Origin of the sequence: Corallococcus sp. CA049B (assembly GCF_003611685.1) — a bacterium.
Lineage (GTDB): Bacteria > Myxococcota > Myxococcia > Myxococcales > Myxococcaceae > Corallococcus > Corallococcus coralloides.
The window spans coordinates 1-17940 of sequence record NZ_RAWC01000189.1 but is presented as its reverse complement, the minus strand read 5'-3'; the positions used below and the strand labels follow the sequence as shown (position 1 = coordinate 17940).

At 65.9% G+C, this 17940-nt stretch carries 31 protein-coding genes and 1 pseudogene; 31 read left to right on the top strand and 1 reads right to left on the bottom strand.

All coding sequences use genetic code 11. The annotated features are described in order from the left end of the window. From tuf to rplQ, 31 genes and pseudogenes are all read left to right on the top strand, one after another. Nucleotides 1-292, top strand: a pseudogene (gene tuf / locus D7W82_RS30300) (elongation factor Tu); the annotation flags it as partial. A gap of 195 nt (nt 293-487) precedes the next feature. Further along, nucleotides 488-796, top strand: coding sequence for a 30S ribosomal protein S10 (gene rpsJ, locus D7W82_RS30295; RefSeq protein WP_002633608.1), 309 nt, complete (start codon nt 488-490; stop codon nt 794-796). 51 nt (nt 797-847) lie between these two features. Continuing rightward, nucleotides 848-1471: a 50S ribosomal protein L4 gene (gene rplD / locus D7W82_RS30290; protein ID WP_014395861.1), complete on the top strand. Its 624-nt coding sequence runs from the start codon at nt 848-850 to the stop codon at nt 1469-1471. After that, nucleotides 1468-1761 (top strand): 50S ribosomal protein L23, encoded by a 294-nt coding sequence (locus D7W82_RS30285; protein ID WP_120523548.1) that lies wholly within the window; start codon nt 1468-1470, stop codon nt 1759-1761. Before rplD ends, D7W82_RS30285 begins: the two co-directional genes overlap by 4 nt. A 38-nt stretch (nt 1762-1799) precedes the next feature. Then, nucleotides 1800-2645: a 50S ribosomal protein L2 gene (gene rplB / locus D7W82_RS30280; protein ID WP_120621648.1), complete on the top strand. Its 846-nt coding sequence runs from the start codon at nt 1800-1802 to the stop codon at nt 2643-2645. A 13-nt stretch (nt 2646-2658) separates the two neighbouring features. Then, nucleotides 2659-2946, top strand: coding sequence for a 30S ribosomal protein S19 (rpsS, locus tag D7W82_RS30275; RefSeq protein ID WP_014395864.1), 288 nt, complete (start codon nt 2659-2661; stop codon nt 2944-2946). Between the two features lie 35 nt (nt 2947-2981). Further along, on the top strand, nt 2982-3326 hold the full coding sequence (rplV, locus tag D7W82_RS30270; protein ID WP_014395865.1) for a 50S ribosomal protein L22: 345 nt from the start codon (nt 2982-2984) through the stop codon (nt 3324-3326). Between the two features lie 41 nt (nt 3327-3367). Continuing rightward, entirely contained in the window at nt 3368-4030 is a 663-nt protein-coding gene (gene rpsC / locus D7W82_RS30265) for a 30S ribosomal protein S3 (protein WP_014395866.1), read from the top strand. A 64-nt stretch (nt 4031-4094) separates the two neighbouring features. Further along, on the top strand, nt 4095-4514 hold the full coding sequence (rplP, locus tag D7W82_RS30260) for a 50S ribosomal protein L16 (protein WP_014395867.1): 420 nt from the start codon (nt 4095-4097) through the stop codon (nt 4512-4514). A 74-nt stretch (nt 4515-4588) separates the two neighbouring features. Beyond that, nucleotides 4589-4795 (top strand): 50S ribosomal protein L29, encoded by a 207-nt coding sequence (rpmC, locus tag D7W82_RS30255; protein ID WP_014395868.1) that lies wholly within the window; start codon nt 4589-4591, stop codon nt 4793-4795. Nucleotides 4796-4878: 83 nt separating this feature from the next. Next, nucleotides 4879-5205: a 30S ribosomal protein S17 gene (rpsQ, locus tag D7W82_RS30250; protein WP_169821648.1), complete on the top strand. Its 327-nt coding sequence runs from the start codon at nt 4879-4881 to the stop codon at nt 5203-5205. A 65-nt stretch (nt 5206-5270) separates the two neighbouring features. After that, entirely contained in the window at nt 5271-5639 is a 369-nt protein-coding gene (gene rplN, locus D7W82_RS30245; protein WP_014395870.1) for a 50S ribosomal protein L14, read from the top strand. A gap of 42 nt (nt 5640-5681) precedes the next feature. After that, nucleotides 5682-6011 (top strand): 50S ribosomal protein L24, encoded by a 330-nt coding sequence (rplX, locus tag D7W82_RS30240; protein ID WP_014395871.1) that lies wholly within the window; start codon nt 5682-5684, stop codon nt 6009-6011. 176 nt (nt 6012-6187) lie between these two features. Continuing rightward, nucleotides 6188-6841: a 50S ribosomal protein L5 gene (gene rplE / locus D7W82_RS30235; protein ID WP_014395872.1), complete on the top strand. Its 654-nt coding sequence runs from the start codon at nt 6188-6190 to the stop codon at nt 6839-6841. A 24-nt stretch (nt 6842-6865) separates the two neighbouring features. Next, complete coding sequence (locus D7W82_RS30230; protein ID WP_014395873.1) at nt 6866-7051, top strand: type Z 30S ribosomal protein S14; 186 nt, start codon at nt 6866-6868, stop codon at nt 7049-7051. A gap of 168 nt (nt 7052-7219) precedes the next feature. Then, the gene (rpsH, locus tag D7W82_RS30225; protein WP_014395874.1) at nt 7220-7618 is read left to right on the top strand and encodes a 30S ribosomal protein S8; all 399 of its coding nucleotides are present in this window, start codon (nt 7220-7222) and stop codon (nt 7616-7618) included. A gap of 64 nt (nt 7619-7682) precedes the next feature. After that, nucleotides 7683-8249 (top strand): 50S ribosomal protein L6, encoded by a 567-nt coding sequence (rplF, locus tag D7W82_RS30220; protein ID WP_120621647.1) that lies wholly within the window; start codon nt 7683-7685, stop codon nt 8247-8249. 108 nt (nt 8250-8357) lie between these two features. After that, nucleotides 8358-8714, top strand: a complete 357-nt coding sequence (rplR, locus tag D7W82_RS30215) for a 50S ribosomal protein L18 (protein WP_014395876.1) — start codon at nt 8358-8360, stop codon at nt 8712-8714. Between the two features lie 22 nt (nt 8715-8736). Next, complete coding sequence (gene rpsE, locus D7W82_RS30210) at nt 8737-9258, top strand: 30S ribosomal protein S5 (protein ID WP_014395877.1); 522 nt, start codon at nt 8737-8739, stop codon at nt 9256-9258. A 2-nt stretch (nt 9259-9260) separates the two neighbouring features. After that, complete coding sequence (rpmD, locus tag D7W82_RS30205) at nt 9261-9530, top strand: 50S ribosomal protein L30 (protein ID WP_014395878.1); 270 nt, start codon at nt 9261-9263, stop codon at nt 9528-9530. Between the two features lie 16 nt (nt 9531-9546). Further along, the gene (rplO, locus tag D7W82_RS30200) at nt 9547-10074 is read left to right on the top strand and encodes a 50S ribosomal protein L15 (RefSeq protein WP_014395879.1); all 528 of its coding nucleotides are present in this window, start codon (nt 9547-9549) and stop codon (nt 10072-10074) included. 131 nt (nt 10075-10205) lie between these two features. After that, on the top strand, nt 10206-11552 hold the full coding sequence (gene secY / locus D7W82_RS30195) for a preprotein translocase subunit SecY (RefSeq protein ID WP_120621646.1): 1347 nt from the start codon (nt 10206-10208) through the stop codon (nt 11550-11552). Nucleotides 11553-11642: 90 nt separating this feature from the next. Continuing rightward, nucleotides 11643-12293, top strand: coding sequence for an adenylate kinase (locus D7W82_RS30190; protein WP_120621645.1), 651 nt, complete (start codon nt 11643-11645; stop codon nt 12291-12293). A gap of 99 nt (nt 12294-12392) precedes the next feature. After that, nucleotides 12393-13151: a type I methionyl aminopeptidase gene (map, locus tag D7W82_RS30185; protein WP_120621644.1), complete on the top strand. Its 759-nt coding sequence runs from the start codon at nt 12393-12395 to the stop codon at nt 13149-13151. 150 nt (nt 13152-13301) lie between these two features. Continuing rightward, nucleotides 13302-13520 carry a translation initiation factor IF-1 gene (gene infA, locus D7W82_RS30180; RefSeq protein WP_002614803.1) on the top strand — a complete coding sequence of 73 codons (219 nt, stop codon included), beginning with the start codon at nt 13302-13304 and terminating at the stop codon, nt 13518-13520. A gap of 67 nt (nt 13521-13587) precedes the next feature. Then, a complete protein-coding gene (rpmJ, locus tag D7W82_RS30175; RefSeq protein ID WP_043321360.1) occupies nt 13588-13704 on the top strand; it encodes a 50S ribosomal protein L36 in 117 nt (38 codons plus the stop codon). A 54-nt stretch (nt 13705-13758) separates the two neighbouring features. Beyond that, nucleotides 13759-14142, top strand: coding sequence for a 30S ribosomal protein S13 (gene rpsM, locus D7W82_RS30170; protein WP_120621643.1), 384 nt, complete (start codon nt 13759-13761; stop codon nt 14140-14142). A 75-nt stretch (nt 14143-14217) separates the two neighbouring features. Further along, nucleotides 14218-14658 (top strand): 30S ribosomal protein S11, encoded by a 441-nt coding sequence (gene rpsK / locus D7W82_RS30165; protein WP_014395884.1) that lies wholly within the window; start codon nt 14218-14220, stop codon nt 14656-14658. Between the two features lie 69 nt (nt 14659-14727). Beyond that, complete coding sequence (rpsD, locus tag D7W82_RS30160; protein WP_120574782.1) at nt 14728-15354, top strand: 30S ribosomal protein S4; 627 nt, start codon at nt 14728-14730, stop codon at nt 15352-15354. A gap of 219 nt (nt 15355-15573) precedes the next feature. Next, nucleotides 15574-16596 carry a DNA-directed RNA polymerase subunit alpha gene (locus D7W82_RS30155; RefSeq protein WP_014395886.1) on the top strand — a complete coding sequence of 341 codons (1023 nt, stop codon included), beginning with the start codon at nt 15574-15576 and terminating at the stop codon, nt 16594-16596. Nucleotides 16597-16787: 191 nt separating this feature from the next. Continuing rightward, a complete protein-coding gene (rplQ, locus tag D7W82_RS30150) occupies nt 16788-17207 on the top strand; it encodes a 50S ribosomal protein L17 (protein WP_014395887.1) in 420 nt (139 codons plus the stop codon). 135 nt (nt 17208-17342) lie between these two features. Here rplQ and D7W82_RS30145 read toward each other — a convergent pair. Next, a partial coding sequence (locus tag D7W82_RS30145) for a hypothetical protein (protein ID WP_233588022.1) occupies nt 17343-17940 on the bottom strand: 598 nt, incomplete at its 5' end.

Genomic DNA, 17940 nt, shown 5'->3' with positions numbered 1-17940 from the left:
CATCACGCCGCACACGAAGTTCAAGGCGCAGATTTACGTGCTGTCGAAGGAAGAGGGCGGCCGCCACACCCCGTTCTTCAAGGGGTACCGTCCGCAGTTCTACTTCCGCACCACGGACGTGACGGGCTCGGTGAAGCTGCCGGACAACGTCGAGATGGTCATGCCGGGCGACAACATCGCCATCGAGGTGGAGCTCATCACCCCGGTCGCGATGGAGAAGGAGCTCCGGTTCGCGGTTCGTGAAGGCGGCCGCACGGTGGGCGCGGGCGTCGTGGCGGAAATCATCGCGTAGTTCCCAGGCTGCCAGCTCTCCGGGAGGGCCCTTGAGGGTCGTTCCGGGGAGCCGGTGGAAATCCAGTTGCAACCCATGGGGTGTGGTGGTACACACCGCGCCCCTTCGTTCCGAAGAAACGGTTCTCTGAAATCCAGGCGTTGACGGGCGTACCGCCTCACGGTTCCCAGAGGTCGTTCAAAGAGGTTCTTGCGAATGGCGACACAGAAGATCCGCATCCGGCTGAAGGCGTACGACTCGAAGCTCCTGGACCAGAGTGCTGGGGAGATCGTCGAGACGGCCAAGCGCACGGGCGCCAAGGTGGCCGGTCCGATCCCCCTGCCGACGCGCATCAACAAGTTCACCGTGTTGCGTTCGCCGCACGTGGACAAGAAGAGCCGCGAGCAGTTTGAGATCCGCACGCACAAGCGCCTGCTCGATATCCTCGAGCCGACCCAGCAGACGCTGGACGCGCTGATGAAGCTGGATCTGTCTGCCGGCGTTGACGTCGAGATCAAGTCCTAGGAAGCGGGATGGCGTCGGAGTGGTTTCACTCTGACCCCCGAGGAAAGTGCCATGGCGAAGTTTGACGTAGTCGACCTGGATTTGAAGAAGGTGTCGGAGATCGAGCTCTCCGACGAGATCTTCGGCGCCGAGCCGAACACCCACCTGTTCTACGAGGTGGCGAAGATGCAGCAGATCAACCGGCGCCGCGGCACGGTCGGGGTGAAGAACACCTCGCTCGTCAGCGGCGGCGGCAAGAAGCCCTGGAAGCAGAAGGGCACCGGACGCGCCCGCCAGGGTTCGATCCGCGCCTCCCACTGGGTGGGCGGCGGCAAGGCGATGGCCCCCAAGGCCCGTGACTACTTCTACCGGCCGCCCCGCAAGGTCCGCCGCGGTGCCCTGCGCGCCGTGCTGTCCCTGCGCGCCCGGGAGAAGCAGCTCATCATCCTGGACGGCTTCAAGCTGGACGCCCCGAAGTCCAAGCAGGCCTTCGAGGTGCTCACCCGTCGCCTGAAGCTCCAGAACGCGCTGGTCATCGACGAGCGTGGCAACACCAACCTGCACCGCAGCGTGCGCAACCTGGCGAAGTTCGACGTGCTGCCGCCCGAGGGTCTCAACCTCGAGTCCGTGCTCAAGCACTCGCACATCGTCCTGACTTCCGCCGCCGCGAAGGCGCTCGAGGGGTCCCTGTCATGAATCTGAACGACGTCATCAAGGGCCCGCTCATCACGGAGAAGCTGGACAAGGCCCGGGAGAAGTTCCGCCAGTACTCGTTCATCGTGGACCGCAAGGCCACGAAGCACGACGTGTCTCGCGCGGTCCAGTCCCTGTTCAAGGTCACGGTGGAGGGTGTTCGCACCAACATCGTGCGTGGCAAGACGAAGCGGGTGGGCAAGAGCATCGGCCAGCGCCCCAACTTCAAGAAGGCGGTCGTCACCCTGAAGGAAGGGGACAAGATCGAACTCTTCGAAGGGGGAGCGGTCTGACGCCATTGGCGTCCGGATCCGCCTGAGAGGAACACACCATGGGCATCAAGAAGTACAAGCCGACCAGCGCCGCCCGCCGTCTGATGACGGTGTCCGACTTCGCGGACATCACCAAGGACTCCCCGGAGAAGTCGCTCACCGAGCCCATCAAGCGCTCCGGTGGCCGCAACGTCCACGGGCACATCACCCGCCGCCACCAGGGCGGTGGTCACAAGCGCCGCTACCGCGTCATCGACTTCAAGCGTCGGGACAAGGACGGCGTGCCGGCCAAGGTCGTCGCGGTTGAGTACGACCCGAACCGCACCGCCAACATCGCCCTCCTGCACTACGCGGACGGCGACAAGCGCTACATCCTGGCCCCCGTGGGCCTGAGCGTGGGCGACACCGTGTTCGCCGGCTCCACCGCCGACATCCGGCCGGGCAACAGCCTGCCGCTGCAGAACATCCCGGTGGGTACGATCATCCACAACGTGGAGCTGAAGCCGGGCCGTGGCGCCCAGGTCATCCGCTCCGCCGGGACCTCTGGCCAGCTGATGGCCAAGGAAGACCGTTACGCTCAGGTCCGCATGCCTTCCGGCGCCGTGCGCAAGGTGCTCATCGAGTGCCGCGCCACCGTCGGTCAGGTGGGCAACATCGAGCACGAAATCATCCGTATCGGTAAGGCGGGTAAGAGCCGTTGGCTGGGCATTCGGCCCACCGTCCGCGGTCTGGCCATGAACCCTGTCGACCACCCGCACGGTGGTGGTGAGGGTAAGTCCGGCCAGGGTAACCCGCACCCGGTGTCTCCGTGGGGCAAGAAGACCAAGGGCCTCACCACGCGCACCAACAAGCGCACCGACAAGTTCATCGTGAGCGGCCGCCGCCAGGGCGCGCGCAGCCAGTAAGAGGATTTGAAACATGGCTCGTTCGATCAAGAAGGGTCCGTTCGTCGACGATCACCTCCTCAAGAAGATCGAGGGGATGATCGCGGCGAACAAGAAGGCGGTCGTCAAGACCTGGTCCCGGCGCTCCACGATTCTCCCTGAGTTCGTGGGTCACACCTTCGCCGTGCACAACGGCAAGAAGTTCATTCCGGTGTTCGTGACGGAGAACATGGTGGGCCACAAGCTCGGCGAGTTCGCTCCCACGCGCACCTTCGGCGGGCACTCGGCGGAGAAGAAGGTCGCCAAGGCCCCGGGCAAGTAGCCCGTACCTACGCCTGAGAGCCTGAGGAGATGACCATGGAGTCGACTGCACATCTGCGTCACCTGCGCATGAGCCCGCGCAAGCTGTCCCTCGTCGCGGCGCTCATCCGGGGCAAGCCCGTCGAGGCCGCCCTGAACATCCTGAAGTTCACCCCGCGCGCCGCCGCGCGGCCGGTGGAGAAGCTCATCAAGAGCGCCGTCGCCAACGCGACGGACCTGTCCAAGGGTCAGGTCGACGTGGATACCCTCTACGTCAAGACCATCTCCGTGGACCAGGCCGCCACCCAGCGCCGGTTCATGCCGCGCGCCATGGGGCGCGCGACGCCCATCCAGAAGAAGTCTGCCCACGTCCACGTCGTGCTGGCCGAGGCCAAGAAGTAGGACCCGTCGGGCCCTGCCCGGACGCACCAAGGAGATTCAGTTTGGGACAGAAAGTACATCCGATTGGGTTCCGGCTCGGCGTCATCAAGACCTGGGACTCCAAGTGGTTCGAGCACAAGAACTACGCTCAGTGGCTCCACGAGGACATCCGCATCCGCGAGTTCGTCAAGAAGTCGCTGAATCACGCGGGCGTGTCCAAGGTGGAGATTGAGCGAGCCGCCAACAAGGTGAAGGTCAACGTCCACACCGCGCGTCCGGGCATCGTCATCGGCAAGCGCGGCGCTGGCATCGAAACCGTCAAGAAGGACCTCCAGCAGTTCACCAAGAACGAGGTCTTCCTGAACATCGTCGAGGTCCGCAAGGCCGAGACCGACGCGCAGCTCGTGGCGGAGAACATCGCCACGCAGCTCGAGCGCCGCATCGCCTTCCGCCGCGCCATGAAGAAGGCGCTGCAGACCGCGATGAAGTTCGGGGCCAAGGGCATCCGCGTGGCCTGCTCTGGCCGCCTGGGTGGCGCCGAGATGGCCCGCTACGAGTGGTACCGCGAGGGCCGCGTGCCCCTGCACACCCTCCGCGCGGACATCGACTTCGGCTTCGCCGAGGCCAAGACGACCTACGGCAAGATTGGCTGCAAGGTCTGGATCTGCAAGGGCGAGGTCCTCCCCGGCAAGGGCGGCCAGGCCCCCCAGGCCACCAACCGGTAAGACGCCCCTGTGGGGCGGGCCCTAAGAAGCCCGCCCTGCATGCGAGGCACGAAGGACATCGACCATGCTTCAGCCTGCTCGAACCAAGTACCGCAAGATGCAGAAGGGCCGCATGTTCGGCTCGGCCCACCGCGGCAGCGACCTCACCTATGGTGAGTTCGGCCTGGTGAGCCTCCAGCCGGGATGGATCACCTCACGCCAGATCGAGGCGGCCCGTATCGCGATGACCCGCCACGTGAAGCGCGGCGGCAAGATCTGGATCCGGATCTTCCCGGACAAGCCCATCACGAAGAAGCCCGCCGAAACCCGTATGGGTACCGGTAAGGGTGGCGTGGAGTACTACGTCGCGGTCGTCAAGCCGGGACGCGTCCTCTACGAGATGGAGGGCATGACGCAGGAGATCGCCACCGGTGCGCTGAAGCTGGCGCAGGCGAAGCTGCCGGTGCTCACCAAGATCGTGCGCCGCAGCGAGCTCTCGCTGTAGTCACGCACCGCCGGGACGGGCGCTCCACCTGGTGACAGGGGAGGGCGCCCGCATCCCGCGCCGAGGAGACCAAGATGGCGACTGCGAAGGAATTGAAGGAACTGTCGACGGACGACCTGCAGAATCGCGCGAAGGAGCTGCGCGACACGCTGGTCCAGGATCGGCTCAAGCGTCGGACCGGCTCGCTGGACAGCCCCGCTGAGGGCGTGCAGCATCGCCGTGATCTGGCCCGCATCCTCACCGTCCTGGGCGAAAAGGCCCGGGCCGCGAAGGCGGGGTAGTAGTAGCAGTGCATCCGCGGGCATCCGGGCTCACCCGGGTGTTCGTGGCCATCCGGGCAGAGGGCCCGGGTGCATGACAGACAGTGAGAACCAACATGGCTGAAGCGACCGAAACGCCCGCTGCCGAGACCTCCACCCGGGGTCGTCCCAAGACCCGCGTGGGCATCGTCACCTCCAACAAGATGCAGAAGACGGTGGTCGTCACCGTCCAGCGTCGTGCTCCCCACCCGAAGTACGGGAAGATCATGAGCCTGCGCGAGAAGTACAAGGCGCACGTCGAGGATCACGACTACCCGAAGAAGGTCACCATCAACGAGGGTGACCGGGTGCGCATCGCCGAGACCAAGCCCGCTTCGAAGGACAAGCGTTGGCGCGTGGTCGAGGTGTTGGAGAAGAGCAAGAACGTCTAGGTAGGCCACACCGCGTCCGTGCGCCATGAAGCGCGTGGACGGGTTCGAGCAAGAGGAGACTTCACATGATTCAGATGCAGAGTGTGCTCGATGTGGCCGACAACTCGGGCGCCAAGAAGGTGTTTTGCATCAAGGTTCTCGGCGGCTCCAAGCGCAAGTACGCCTCCATCGGCGACGTCATCGTCGTGTCGATCCGCGAGGCCCTGCCCAACTCCAAGGTGAAGAAGGGTGACGTGGCCAAGGCCGTCATCGTCCGCACCCGGCGCGAGGTGGGTCGTGCGGATGGCAGCTACATCAAGTTCGACGGCAACTCGGCGGTCCTCATCAACAAGGACCTGGAGCCCATCGGGACGCGCATCTTTGGGCCGGTGGCCCGTGAGCTGCGTGCCCGCAAGTTCATGAAGATCATCTCGCTGGCGCCCGAGGTCCTCTAAGAGGACGCAGGCCTGACGGCGAACAGCCAGAGTGAGGAAGCCATGCAGAAGCTGAAAGTCGGTGACACCATCCAGGTCATCTCCGGGTCTGAGCGCTCGGAGAAGACGCCGGCGACCAAGCGCGGCAAGGTGCTGAAGGTTGACCGGGAGGCGGGCCGCGTGACGGTCGAGGGCCTGCGCCTGGTCAAGCGCCACCTGCGCAAGACGCCGCAGTCCCCCGAGGGCGGCATCATCGAGAAGCCGGGCACCATCGCGCTCTCGAACGTCCAGGTGGTCTGCGCCAAGTGCGACAAGCCGACCCGCGTCGGCATCCGCAAGGAGGGGGAGTCCTCCAAGCGGTTCTGCAAGCAGTGTGACGCCCTGATTGACTAGGGGGCGGTGTTCGGGCATGTATGCGCGCCCCTTGCCCCACCTCGTGGTGGAGCAAGCGGGCGTGCACGTCCAGAGGGCTGAAATGGTTGAGTCCTCTGGGTGTTTCCACGTTCTAGACGCAGGACTGATCGGGCGCGCTGGGTCCATGACGGCGTTCCGAAGCAGGGGAATGAAAGATGGCTGACGAGAAGAAGGCCGACTCGAAGGAAAAGAAGAGCAAGAAGCGCGGCAAGGAAGAAGCCAAGAAGGTCGGCTTCGCCGCGAACATCGAGGAGGGCCTCAAGGCCCGCTCGGCGCGCCTCAAGGACCGCTTCCGCGCGGAAGGCGTTCCTGCCCTGATGAAGGAACTGGGGCTCGGGAATCCCATGGAAGTGCCGCGGCTGGAGAAGATCGTCGTCAACATGGGTCTGGGCGAGGCGCTCGCCAACAACAAGATCCTGGAGTCGGCGGTGGACCAGCTGGCTGCCATCACCGGTCAGAAGCCGGTCGTGACGCGCGCGCGCAAGTCCATCGCGAACTTCAAGCTGCGCCAGGGCCAGGCCATCGGTGCCGCCGTCACGCTGCGCGGCGACCGCATGTTCGAGTTCATGGACCGCCTCATCACCGTCGCGCTGCCGCGCGTGCGTGACTTCAAGGGTGTGTCCCCCAAGGCATTTGACGGGAAGGGCAACTACACGCTCGGCGTGCGCGAGCAGATCATCTTCCCGGAAATCAACTACGATCAGATCGAAAAGGTGAAGGGGCTCAACATCAGCTTCGTCACCACCGCCCGGAACGACGAGCAGGGCCTCGCGCTGATGCGTCACTTCGGCATGCCGTTCCGTCAGTAACCGAGCCCAGGACTCCCATCGATCATGGCCAAGCTCTCCAAGATTGCCCAGGCGAAGCGCAAGCTGAAGTTCCCCGTGCGTCAGTACAACCGCTGCGGTCTCTGCGGTCGTCCTCGCGCCTTCCTGCGCAAGTTCAAGATGTGCCGTATCTGCCTGCGTCACCGCGCCCTGCGCGGTGAGATCACCGGCGTCACCAAGTCGTCCTGGTAGACGTTGGACCCGGACCCTCGTCCCTGCCCTGAAGAGGGCAGGGCGGTGCCCGGTTGAAGTAGAAGAGAAGTGGCGGTCGTCGCGAACCCCCGGGATGGGCCCGGCAGGCGTGGTGGCCGCGATTGCGGTGAGTCCCCTGGGGACCGCTGCTTTGCTTGAAGGTGCTTCATGCCGGTCAATGATCCCGTCGGCGACATGCTGACCCGCCTGCGCAACGCTTCGCGTGCGCGGCACGACAAGGTCGTCATCCCCCACTCGAAGCTCAAGGTGGAGATCGTCAAGGTCCTCAAGGATGAGGGCTACATCGGGGATTTCACCATCCACGAGGTCGCGCCGCAGAACGAGATCACCGTTCAGCTGAAGTACGGCCCGGACCGCAGCCCGGCCATCACCGGCATTCGCCGCGTGTCGAAGCCCGGTCTGCGTCGCTACGTCGCGGTGCGCGACATCCAGCCGGTGCTCGGTGGCATGGGCATCTCCATCCTCTCCACCTCGCGCGGCATCTTGGTGGACACCGAGGCCCGGAAGCAGAAGGTCGGCGGCGAGCTGCTCTGCACGGTCTACTAGCCAGGAGCCTGGGTGAGGCGCCCCGCGAGGAGCGCGCCCCGGGCGACGACAGCACGAGGCAATCATGAGTCGGATTGGAAAACTGGCGATCAAGCTTGGCGACAAGACGAAGGTCAATGTCGCCAACCAGCAGGTCAACTTCGAAGGCCCCAAGGGCAAGCTGTCCGTCAAGCTCCCCGCCAAGGTGAAGGTGGAGGTGAAGGACGGCCAGGTGACGGTGCAGCGTGAGGATGACTCGCGCGAGGCCCGCAGCCTGCACGGCCTGACGCGGACCATCCTCGCCAACGCGGCGAAGGGCGTGTCCACGGGCTTCGAGAAGCGCCTGGACATCCGCGGCGTTGGTTTCCGCGCGGAAGTGAAGGGCAAGGCCATCCACTTCTCGCTCGGCTACTCCCACCCGGTGGTGTTCAACCTGCCGGAGGGCGTGACGGCGGAAGTCGACAAGACCTCCCGCACCGAGGACAGCCTTCCCACGGTGGGGCTCACGCTCCGCTCGGCGGACAAGGAAGCCCTGGGCGCCACGGCGGTCAACATCCGCTCGCTGCGTCCGCCGGAGCCCTACAAGGGCAAGGGCATCAAGTACGCCGAGGAGCGCATCCGTCGCAAGGAGGGCAAGACCGGTACGACCTAGTCGTCGCCGCGTCTTCGCCGAGCATTCAACCCCGCCGGGCCTTGAGGTCTGGTGGAATCATCCGGCGGCGGAAGGCCGCATCGCCGCCGGACGGAAAAGGAAGCAGCCATGTCCAAGACTGTCGATCAGCGCCTCAAGAGGAAGAACCGCATCCGCAAGAAGCTCTCCGGAACCACGGAGCGTCCGCGGCTGTCGGTCTACAAGAGCCTCAAGCACATCTACGCGCAGGTGGTGGACGACTCCACCGGCCGCACGCTGGCGTTCGCGTCGTCCCTGTCCAAGGAGCTGAAGGGCAAGGACGAGGGCGACAAGAAGGCCGACGCGAAGCGCGTGGGCTCCCTCATCGCGGAGAAGTGCAAGGCCGCCAACGTCGATGCGGTGGTGTTCGACCGCAACGGCTTCCCTTACCATGGGCGCATCGCCGCCGTGGCTGACGCCGCGCGCGAGGCCGGCCTGAAGTTCTAGGTACCAGAAAGGAATTCCTCAAGTGGCAACTCCGATCAATCCGAACGATCTGGACCTGACCGACCGCGTGGTGAACATCAACCGCGTCGCCAAGGTGGTGAAGGGCGGCCGCCGTTTCTCGTTCGCCGCGCTTGTCGTGGTGGGCGATGGCAACGGGCACGTGGGCGTGGGCCTGGGCAAGGCCAACGAAGTCCCCGAGGCCATCCGCAAGGGTGGCGAGAACGCGAAGAAGAACCTGTTCCGCGTTCCTCGCATGGGCCACACCATCCCGCACGAGATCCTGGGGCACTTCGGTGCCGGCTGGGTGCTCCTGAAGCCGGCCTCCGAAGGTACGGGCGTCATCGCCGGTGGCGCGGTGCGCGCGGTGCTGGAGGCGGCGGGTATCCGCAACATCCTGACCAAGAGCCAGGGTTCGCGGAATCCGCACAACGTGCTGAAGGCCACGGTTGCGGGCCTGAAGCTGCTGCGCAGCGCGGAGCAGGTCGCGCGGCTGCGTGGCAAGGACGTCGAGACCCAGAAGCTCGCGGGCGAGGCGAGGGGCTAGCCATGGCGCTCAAGGTTAAGTTGACGAAGAGCTTCTCGGGTTCTTCCGAGGACATGGTGGCCACCATCAAGGGCCTCGGTCTGAAGAAGTTCGGCGACGAGCGGCTGTTGAAGGACACCCCGGCGGTGCGCGGCATGGTGTTCAAGGTGAAGCACCTGGTCTCTCTGGAGACGGTCAGCCAGGAGGCCCCGGCGCCCAAGCGCCGCAAGCCCCGGAAGATTGTCGCCCGGGACCGCGCCCTGGAGCGCCTGGCCGCCACGGCCAAGGCCTGAGAACTGAGGATCCAACATGAGCATCCTGACCAATCTGAAGCGCCCTGAGGGCTCCTGGCACCGCAAGAAGCGCGTGGGCCGTGGCCAGGGTAGCGGCCTGGGCAAGACGGCCGGCCGCGGCGGCAAGGGCCAGAAGGCCCGCTCCGGCAACATGCGGTTCGAGGGCTTCGAAGGCGGCCAGAGCCCGCTGCAGCGCCGCCTGCCGAAGTTCGGCTTCAACCCGCCCAACCGCACCACCTACGCGGTGGTGAACCTGGGCGACCTGGAGCACACGTTCGACGCCGGCGCCACGGTGGACGAGGCCGCGCTGAAGCAGGCGGGCCTGGTCAAGGGCCGTTATGATGGCGTGAAGGTCCTGGCTCACGGCGAGCTCGCCAAGAAGCTCACCGTGAAGGTGAACAAGGTGTCCGCGGCGGCTCGCGAGAACATCGAGAAGGCGGGCGGCTCCGTGGAGGAGCTCCCTCTGGTGGCGCACAAGCCGGAGTCGGCCGCCAAGGCCCACGCTGGCAAGGGCGTCAAGGCTCCTCGCCAGCCCCGGGCGTAGGCGTGACCGGCGCGCATCACGGTGATGTGGTGCGCGCCCCCAGCCTTGTGTAGGCTTCCGCGCCCCTTTCCGGAACCGGAGAGGGGCGTTTGTTGTTGCTGGCAGAACCTCTTGAAGAGGATGGCATTACCGTGGCCTTGAACGCCTTCGCCAACGTCTTCCGCATCGCGGAGCTGCGCAGCCGGCTTGCGTACACGCTCGTGCTGCTGTCCGTCTACCGCATCGGCATCTTCATCAACACGCCGGGCGTGGACCGCTCCGCGATGAACGCGTTCATGGACGCCCAGAAACAATCGGGCGGCCTCGTGTCGCTGTTCAACCTCTTCTCCGGCGGCGCGCTGGAGCAGATGTCCATCTTCGGTCTGGGCATCATGCCGTACGTGAGCGCGTCCATCATCATCCAGCTCCTGGCGGTGGTGGTGCCCAGCCTGGAGCGCCTGCAGAAGGAAGGCGCCGCGGGCCGCCAGAAGATCAACCAGTACACGCGCTACGGCACCATCGCGCTGTCCATCGTGCAGGGCGTGGGCATCTCGCGCTGGCTGGCCTCGCTGGGCCGCTCCGACGCGGGGCAGGGCGGCTTCAACCAGGTGGTGGTGCCCAACGACAACCTCTGGTTCACCTTCATGACGGTGGTGAGCCTCACGGCGGGCACCGCCTTCATCATGTGGCTGGGCGAGCGCATCACCGAGCGCGGCATCGGCAACGGCATCTCGCTCATCATCTTCGCGGGTATCGTGGCGCGCGTGCTGCCCGGCGCGAAGACGCTGCTGGACCTGACGACGCAGGAGATCGTGAACGTGGCCGCGGTGCTGGGCCTGCTGTTCTTCATGCTCCTCATCATCGGAGTGGTGGTCTACGTGGAGCGGGGGATGCGGCGCGTGCCCATCCAGTACGCCAAGCGCATGGCGGGCCGGCGCATGTTCGCGGGGCAGGCGACGTACTTCCCCATGAAGGTGAACGCCTCGGGCGTGATTCCGCCCATCTTCGCCGGCGCGGTGCTGTCCTTCCCCGCGACGCTGGGCGCGTGGTTCCCCTTCCTGCAGGGTTTCCAGCGCACCATGGAGGGCAACCTCTGGGTCTACAACGGCCTGTTCGTGCTGCTCGTGGTGTTCTTCTCCTACTTCTACACGGCGCTGACCTTCCGGCCGGATGATGTGGCGGACAACATCAAGAAGCAGGGTGGCTACATCCCCGGAATCCGCCCGGGCCGTCAGACGGCGGAGTTCATCGAGCGCACGCTCAACCGCCTCACGTTCGGCGGCGCCATCTACCTGGCCGTCATCTGCGTGATTCCGTCGGTCATCAGCAGCGTGCTCGGCGTGCAGTTCACGTTCGGCGGCACGGCGCTCCTCATCGTGGTGGGCGTGGCGCTGGACACGGTGCAGCAGATCGAAGGCCACCTCATCAGCCGCAACTACGAAGGCTTCGCGGGTCCGCGCGGTCCGCGCATCCGCGGCCGGGTTCGCGTGGCGGCCTGACAGCGGTCGGTTGTGTTCCGGGCGCCTCTCCCCAATGGTGGGGAGGGGCGCCTCGTCGTTCAAGGGTGGACGTAGGTACAAAGGAGCGACATGAACCTCATCCTCTTGGGGCCGCCGAACGCCGGGAAGGGAACCCAGGCGAAGAAGCTCTACGCGGACTTTCAGATCCCGCAGATCTCCACCGGCGACATCCTGCGCAAGGCCGTGAAGGATGGCACACCGCTGGGCAAGGTGGCCGGGCCGCTGATGGCCGCGGGGCAGTATGTCCCGGATGATGTCGTCATCGGCATCGTGGAGGAGCGGCTGAAGGAGCCGGACGTGGCCCAGGGCTTCGTGCTCGACGGCTTTCCGCGCACCCCGGGACAGGCGGACGCGCTGGACCGGATGCTGGAGCGGCTGGGCAAGCAGCTGAATGCGGTCGTGTCACTCGAGGTCCCGCACTCGACGCTGGTCGAGCGTGGCTCTGGCCGGCGCGTGTGCCCCAATGACGGGGCCGTCTACCACGTCACCCAGAGCCCGCCGAAGCGGGCGGGGCTGTGCGACAAGTGCAGCACGGAGCTCGTACAGCGTCCGGATGACACGCCGGAGGTCATCGAGAAGCGCCTCCAGAAGTACGACGCGGAGACGTCCCCCCTGAAGGACTTCTACGCGAAGAAGGGGCTGCTCAAGAGCGTGGACGGCGTCGGGTCTCCGGAGGGCATCTACGAGGAGATCAAGAAGGCCGCTGGCCGTCCTGCCTGAGCCTGGGGCAGCCCGCGAGGCGAGGGCAGGGCCGGTCTGGACTGCCGCCCCACCGGTCACGGGTTCTCGACAGAGCAGCGTGCCAGTAGGAAAAGGGGCATGAACCCGGTGGAGCTCAAGGGTCCGGACGAGATTGCCCTGATGCGGGACGCGGGGCGGATCGTCTGTGAGATTTTGGACGAACTCGAGAAGGCAGTGGCCCCGGGGGTGTCCACCTGGGAGCTGGACGTCCTGGCGGAGCAGCTCATCGCCAAGAAGGGCGCCCGGTCGGCGTTCAAGGGCTACCATGGCTTTCCGGGCGTTCTCTGTGCCTCCGTGAACCAGGAGGTCGTCCATGGCATCCCCGACCGGAAGCGCCGGTTGGTGGCTGGGGACCTGGTGAAGCTGGACTTCGGGGTCGTCTACCGGGGCTTCTTCGGGGACTCGGCGCGTACGGTGCCGGTGGGGAAGGTGACGCCAGAGGCCCAGGCCCTGGTGGACGCCACCTGGCAGTCCCTGGAGAAGGCCATCCAGGTGATGCAGCCGGGCAACCGGATTGGCGACATTGGCCACGCGGTGCAGAGCTACGTGGAGGCGCGGGGGTTTTCCGTGGTCCGGGACTTCACGGGGCACGGGATTGGCCGGAAGCTGCACGAGCCGCCGCAGGTGCCCAATTACGGGCAGGCGGGGTCCGGGATGAAGCTGCGGCCAGGCATGGTCCTGGCGGTGGAGCCGATGGTGAACCAGGGGACGCCCGACGTGGAGGTCCTGGAGGACGAGTGGACGGCCGTCACCGTGGACGGCAAGTTGTCCGCCCACTTCGAGCACACCATCCTGATCTCGGAGCGGGGGCCGGAAGTGCTGACCCGGCGTCGATGAGGGGCCCCAGACCCCGGGTGAAATAGGGTGATGTCAGAAGGTGTTGATAGAGGTCCAGATTTCAGATCGCGCGGCGCTTGCTACTTACGGACCAAAGTGTTATCCCGCCGCGCTTCCAGAAGGTTCGTGGTCCGGGAAGAAGGTTGACGCTTGCCGAAGGATGATTCCATCGAAGTCGAGGGGACCGTCATGGAACCCCTACCGAACGCGATGTTCCGCGTGGTGCTGGACAACGGCCACAAGGTGCTCGCGCACATCTCGGGCAAGATGCGGATGCACTTCATCCGTATCCTCCCGGGCGACAAGGTGAAGGTCGAGTTGTCGCCGTATGACCTGACCCGTGGGCGGATCACGTACCGGGCCAAATAATTCGCGCCGGCCGCCTGTGCGGACCGGCTGTTGTGCTTTTCACCGCTGAAGGAAGGAAGTTCGCTCCATGAAGGTTCGGGCGTCCGTCAAGAAGATCTGCGACAAGTGCAAGGTTGTTCGCCGCAAGGGCATCGTGCGCATCATCTGCGCCTCCAACCCCCGGCACAAGCAGCGCCAGGGCTAAGAGTCCCCAGGGACTCTTGCCTCAGACCAACTCCACAACGAAGGAAGACCGAAGATGGCTCGTATCGCCGGCATCGATCTGCCGCCCAACAAGCGTGCGGTGATCTCGCTTCAGTACATCTACGGGATCGGTAACAAGACCGCGCACGACATCATCGAGGCGGCGGGCATCGATCTCACCACCCGGACCAAGGACCTCACCGAGGACCAGGCTCGAAAGATCCGCGAGATCATCGAGGCCAACTACAAGGTCGAGGGTGACCTCCGGCGCGAGGTGACCATGAACATCAAGCGGCTGATGGACCTGGGTTGCTACCGGGGTCTGCGTCACCGCAAGGGTCTTCCGGTCCGCGGCCAGCGCACCCACACCAACGCGCGCACCCGCAAGGGCCCCAAGCGCGGCATCGTTCGCGCGAAGCCGTCCGCTCCGGCCCGCTAAACCCTCTGGCGCCCGCTGCCTCGCTTCGTGTGAGGCGCGGGCGTTGATCACCTACTCCCAGGAGCAGCGATTCACATGGCTGACGAGATCAATACCGCCGCCGCGCCGGCCGGTGCCGAGGGTGGCGAGACCCCTGCGGCGAAGAAGAGCAAGCGCAAGGGCAAGAAGAACATCCTCAACGGCGTGGTCCACATCCAGTCCACGTTCAACAACACCATCATCACGATCACGGACGTGTCCGGGAACGTGATCTCCTGGTCGTCGGCCGGGGCGCGCGGCTTCAAGGGCAGCCGCAAGTCCACGCCGTTCGCGGCGCAGGTTGCCGCTGGCGACGCCGCGGCGAAGGCGATGGAGCACGGCCTGAAGACCGTGACGGTGTTCGTGAAGGGCCCGGGCGCGGGCCGTGAGTCGGCGCTGCGCGCGCTGGCCGCCGCCGGCCTGAAGATCAGCCTCATCCGCGACGTGACGCCCATCCCGCACAACGGCTGCCGTCAGCCGAAGCGCCGCCGCGTCTAATTACCGCTTCGGGCCGGGGCCCCGCCTCGCGGCGGGCCCGGCTCCAGACCATCTGCAAGGAGAGTTTCCGTGGCTCGTTATACCGCGAGCGCCTGCCGTATCTGCCGGCGCGAGAACCTGAAGATGTACCTCAAGGGCGACCGTTGCTACACGGACAAGTGCGCCATCGAGCGCCGCCCCTATCCCCCCGGTCAGCACGGCCAGGGCCGCGTGAAGTTCTCCGGCTACGGCGTGCAGCTGCGCGAGAAGCAGAAGGTCAAGCGCATGTACGGCCTGCTCGAGAACCAGTTCCGCGGGTACTACCACCGCGCGTCCGCGGCCAAGGGCAAGACGGGTGAGAACCTGCTGCAGCAGCTGGAGCTCCGCCTGGACAACGTGGTGTTCCGCATGGGCTTCGCGGACACGCGCAACGAGGCGCGCCAGCTGGTGCGTCACGGTCACTTCCAGGTCAACGGCCGCCGGGTGAACATCCCGTCGTTCTCCGTGAAGCCGGGCAGCGCCGTGGAAGTGGTGGAGAAGAGCCGCAAGGTGCTCCGCATCTCCGAGGCGCTGGAGACGGTGGACCGCCGTGGCGTTCCCCAGTGGATCGACCTGGACAAGAAGTCGTTCAAGGGCACGGTCAAGACGGTCCCGAACCGCGAGGACCTGACCATGCCCATCCAGGAGCAGCTCATCGTCGAGCTGTACTCGAAGTAAGCAGGGATGCCGGGCTCGCCTCTGGTGGGCCCCTCCCGCGGTGGACGCCCTGGCCGACGAGGCCGGGGCGTTGTCGCTTTGTCGCCTGTCGTTTCATCGCCTGGAAGGCGCGTCCTGCGTGCGCCGGGCGAGCTTGTTACGCAGTCCCCCCGCGTGCCCGTCCTCCCGTCACCCTGACGGGGAAGTGGGTGATGGCGCACGACCAGAGGAGCAGTCCCCATGGCCGACACGTTTGTTGCGAAGAACTGGCGCGACCTCATCAAGCCGCGCCGCATGGAAGTGGACCAGGACTCGCTGAGCCCCACGTACGGCAAGTTCGTGGCGGAGCCGCTGGAGCGCGGCTTCGGGACGACGCTGGGCAACTCGCTGCGGCGGGTGCTGTTGTCGTCGCTGCAGGGCGCGGCCATCACCTCCGTGAAGATTGAGGGCGTGGACCACGAGTTCACGACCATCCCCGAGGTGGCCGAGGACGTCACGGACGTCGTGTTGAACCTGAAGGAGGTCCTCCTCCGGATGCACACGAACGAGACGAAGACGCTGCGCATCGAGGTGGAAGGCCCCAAGGAAGTGAAGGCGGGCGACCTCATCGCGGACCAGGACGTGGAGATCCTGAACCCGGGTCACCACATCTGCACCGTGTCCGAGGGTGGCAAGGTGCGCATGGAGCTGACGTGCCGCCGGGGCCGGGGCTACGTGCCGGCGTCCACCAACAAGGTGCCGGGCGCGCCCATCGGGACCATCCCCATCGACTCGCTCTTCTCGCCCATCCGCAAGGTGAACTACCAGGTCACCAACGCGCGCGTCGGTCAGGTCACGGACTACGACAAGCTGTCGCTCGAGGTCTGGACGGACGGCTCCGTGGTGCCGCAGGACGCGGTGGCGTACGCGGCGAAGATCATCAAGGAGCAGCTCACGGTCTTCGTGAACTTCGACGAGACCGAGGAGCCGGTCGTCGCCGAGGCGCCGAAGGAAGAGGCCAAGCTCAACGAGAACCTGTTCCGCTCGGTGGATGAGCTGGAGCTGTCGGTGCGTTCGGCCAACTGCCTGCAGCAGGCGAACATTAAGTCCATCGGTGACCTGGTCCAGCGCACCGAGGCGGAGATGCTCAAGACGAAGAACTTCGGCCGCAAGTCCTTGAAGGAGATCAAGGAGATCCTCGCGGAGATGGGCCTGTCCCTGGGCATGAAGCTGGAGAACTGGCCGCCGAAGAACGCGCCGGCTCCCGCGGCCCCCAAGGCCTGAAGCGTCGCTGTTTCCTGAAGCACCTGCCTTGGCATCCCACCGACACGGCTTCACGGTGGCGCGAAGGCAGGGGGCCCTGGTACACAGGGCCCGATTCAACGGCGGCCCTGGTGTCGGGGCCGTCCTTCCCACCCGGTACCTGATACGGCCGGAGTGGTGGGGTTCTCAAGAAGAGGCCCCGGAGCACGCGCATGCGCCACAAGGTCGGACAAAGGAAGCTGCACCGCACCACGAGCCACCGTCTCGCGATGCTGAACAACATGGTCACGTCCCTGCTGGAGCACGGGGCCATCCGCACCACCGTTCCCAAGGCGAAGGAAGTCCGTCCGCTGGCCGAGCGCATCATCACGCTCGCCAAGCGCGGTGGCCTGTCCAACGTGCGCCTTGCTGCCCGCACCGTGAAGGACCGCACGGTCCTCCAGAAGGTGTTCAGCGAGTACAAGGAGCGTTACGCCTCCCGTCCGGGCGGCTACACCCGCATCGTGCGCCTGGGCTTCCGCCGGGGCGACGCCGCGGAGATGGCCCTCATCGAGCTGGTGGACCGTCCCGCGAAGGCCCCGGCCGCCGCTGAGACGACCGAGGCTCCCGCCGAGGCGAAGTCCGAGGGTTGAGCCGTTCCCCGGGCCCGGGTCTCACGTGAGTGAGGCCCGGACGGGCTGAAGAAGCACCGAGGGCGCCTTCCTGCTTCAGGAGGGCGCCCTTCGTGTTTCCGGCGTCTGGGGAGGCCCGCTCGTGGTGGCGGCGGGCTACTTCTTCGGCGCGAGGAGGCGCTTCCACTCCTCCTGGAGGGAGGGCGTGAGGTCGGCCTTGTCGTCCGCGCTCTTCATCGTCAGCGCCTGGAAGCGGAGGTCCGCGGGCGCGGAGCCGCCGCTCTTTCCCAGGAGTTGCTTGGGCGTGATGGTGACGAAGTTGCCGGGCTGCACCTCCGCCACCACCGCCTTGTACTCGTTGTTCACGGTGATGATGACGTCGCGCCAGACGTCCTTGCTCTCGTTCCAGATGGTGACGGAGGGCCGGTCCAGCTTGTCGCTGAGCACCAGGCGCGCGTCCATGTCACCCGTGTCCATGGAGCTGCCCGGGCACGCGATGCCGAGGCTGGCGACGGACAGGACGAGCCAGCCCGCGACGATGCCGGCCTTGTACTTGAAGAAGCGGTCGCTCGCGCGGAAGTCCGCGAACTGCTCCCTCAGGATGGAGAACGCGTTGAGGAGGACGTTGGACGTCTCCGCGGCGACGCGCTTGCCCAGCGGGCCTTCCGGCTTCGGCTTCTCCAGCGGGGCCGCGCGGGCGGCGCTCACGGCGCGCATGCCGGGGCTGGTGGCAGCTCGGGGCTGGGTGCCGGGA

Coding starts and splice junctions, on each gene's coding strand:
- D7W82_RS30285 (WP_120523548.1), top strand. CDS start 1,468: ATGAATCTGAACGACGTCATCAAGGGCCCGCTCATCACGGAGAAGCTG.
- rplE (WP_014395872.1), top strand. CDS start 6,188: ATGGCTGACGAGAAGAAGGCCGACTCGAAGGAAAAGAAGAGCAAGAAG.
- rpmJ (WP_043321360.1), top strand. CDS start 13,588: ATGAAGGTTCGGGCGTCCGTCAAGAAGATCTGCGACAAGTGCAAGGTT.
- rpsM (WP_120621643.1), top strand. CDS start 13,759: ATGGCTCGTATCGCCGGCATCGATCTGCCGCCCAACAAGCGTGCGGTG.
- D7W82_RS30190 (WP_120621645.1), top strand. CDS start 11,643: ATGAACCTCATCCTCTTGGGGCCGCCGAACGCCGGGAAGGGAACCCAG.
- rplD (WP_014395861.1), top strand. CDS start 848: ATGGCGAAGTTTGACGTAGTCGACCTGGATTTGAAGAAGGTGTCGGAG.
- rplF (WP_120621647.1), top strand. CDS start 7,683: ATGAGTCGGATTGGAAAACTGGCGATCAAGCTTGGCGACAAGACGAAG.
- rplR (WP_014395876.1), top strand. CDS start 8,358: ATGTCCAAGACTGTCGATCAGCGCCTCAAGAGGAAGAACCGCATCCGC.
- rpsH (WP_014395874.1), top strand. CDS start 7,220: ATGCCGGTCAATGATCCCGTCGGCGACATGCTGACCCGCCTGCGCAAC.
- D7W82_RS30230 (WP_014395873.1), top strand. CDS start 6,866: ATGGCCAAGCTCTCCAAGATTGCCCAGGCGAAGCGCAAGCTGAAGTTC.
- rpmC (WP_014395868.1), top strand. CDS start 4,589: ATGGCGACTGCGAAGGAATTGAAGGAACTGTCGACGGACGACCTGCAG.
- rplB (WP_120621648.1), top strand. CDS start 1,800: ATGGGCATCAAGAAGTACAAGCCGACCAGCGCCGCCCGCCGTCTGATG.
- rplN (WP_014395870.1), top strand. CDS start 5,271: ATGATTCAGATGCAGAGTGTGCTCGATGTGGCCGACAACTCGGGCGCC.
- rpsS (WP_014395864.1), top strand. CDS start 2,659: ATGGCTCGTTCGATCAAGAAGGGTCCGTTCGTCGACGATCACCTCCTC.
- rplP (WP_014395867.1), top strand. CDS start 4,095: ATGCTTCAGCCTGCTCGAACCAAGTACCGCAAGATGCAGAAGGGCCGC.
- map (WP_120621644.1), top strand. CDS start 12,393: ATGAACCCGGTGGAGCTCAAGGGTCCGGACGAGATTGCCCTGATGCGG.
- rplO (WP_014395879.1), top strand. CDS start 9,547: ATGAGCATCCTGACCAATCTGAAGCGCCCTGAGGGCTCCTGGCACCGC.
- rpmD (WP_014395878.1), top strand. CDS start 9,261: ATGGCGCTCAAGGTTAAGTTGACGAAGAGCTTCTCGGGTTCTTCCGAG.
- D7W82_RS30155 (WP_014395886.1), top strand. CDS start 15,574: ATGGCCGACACGTTTGTTGCGAAGAACTGGCGCGACCTCATCAAGCCG.
- rplX (WP_014395871.1), top strand. CDS start 5,682: ATGCAGAAGCTGAAAGTCGGTGACACCATCCAGGTCATCTCCGGGTCT.
- rpsJ (WP_002633608.1), top strand. CDS start 488: ATGGCGACACAGAAGATCCGCATCCGGCTGAAGGCGTACGACTCGAAG.
- rplV (WP_014395865.1), top strand. CDS start 2,982: ATGGAGTCGACTGCACATCTGCGTCACCTGCGCATGAGCCCGCGCAAG.
- rplQ (WP_014395887.1), top strand. CDS start 16,788: ATGCGCCACAAGGTCGGACAAAGGAAGCTGCACCGCACCACGAGCCAC.
- rpsK (WP_014395884.1), top strand. CDS start 14,218: ATGGCTGACGAGATCAATACCGCCGCCGCGCCGGCCGGTGCCGAGGGT.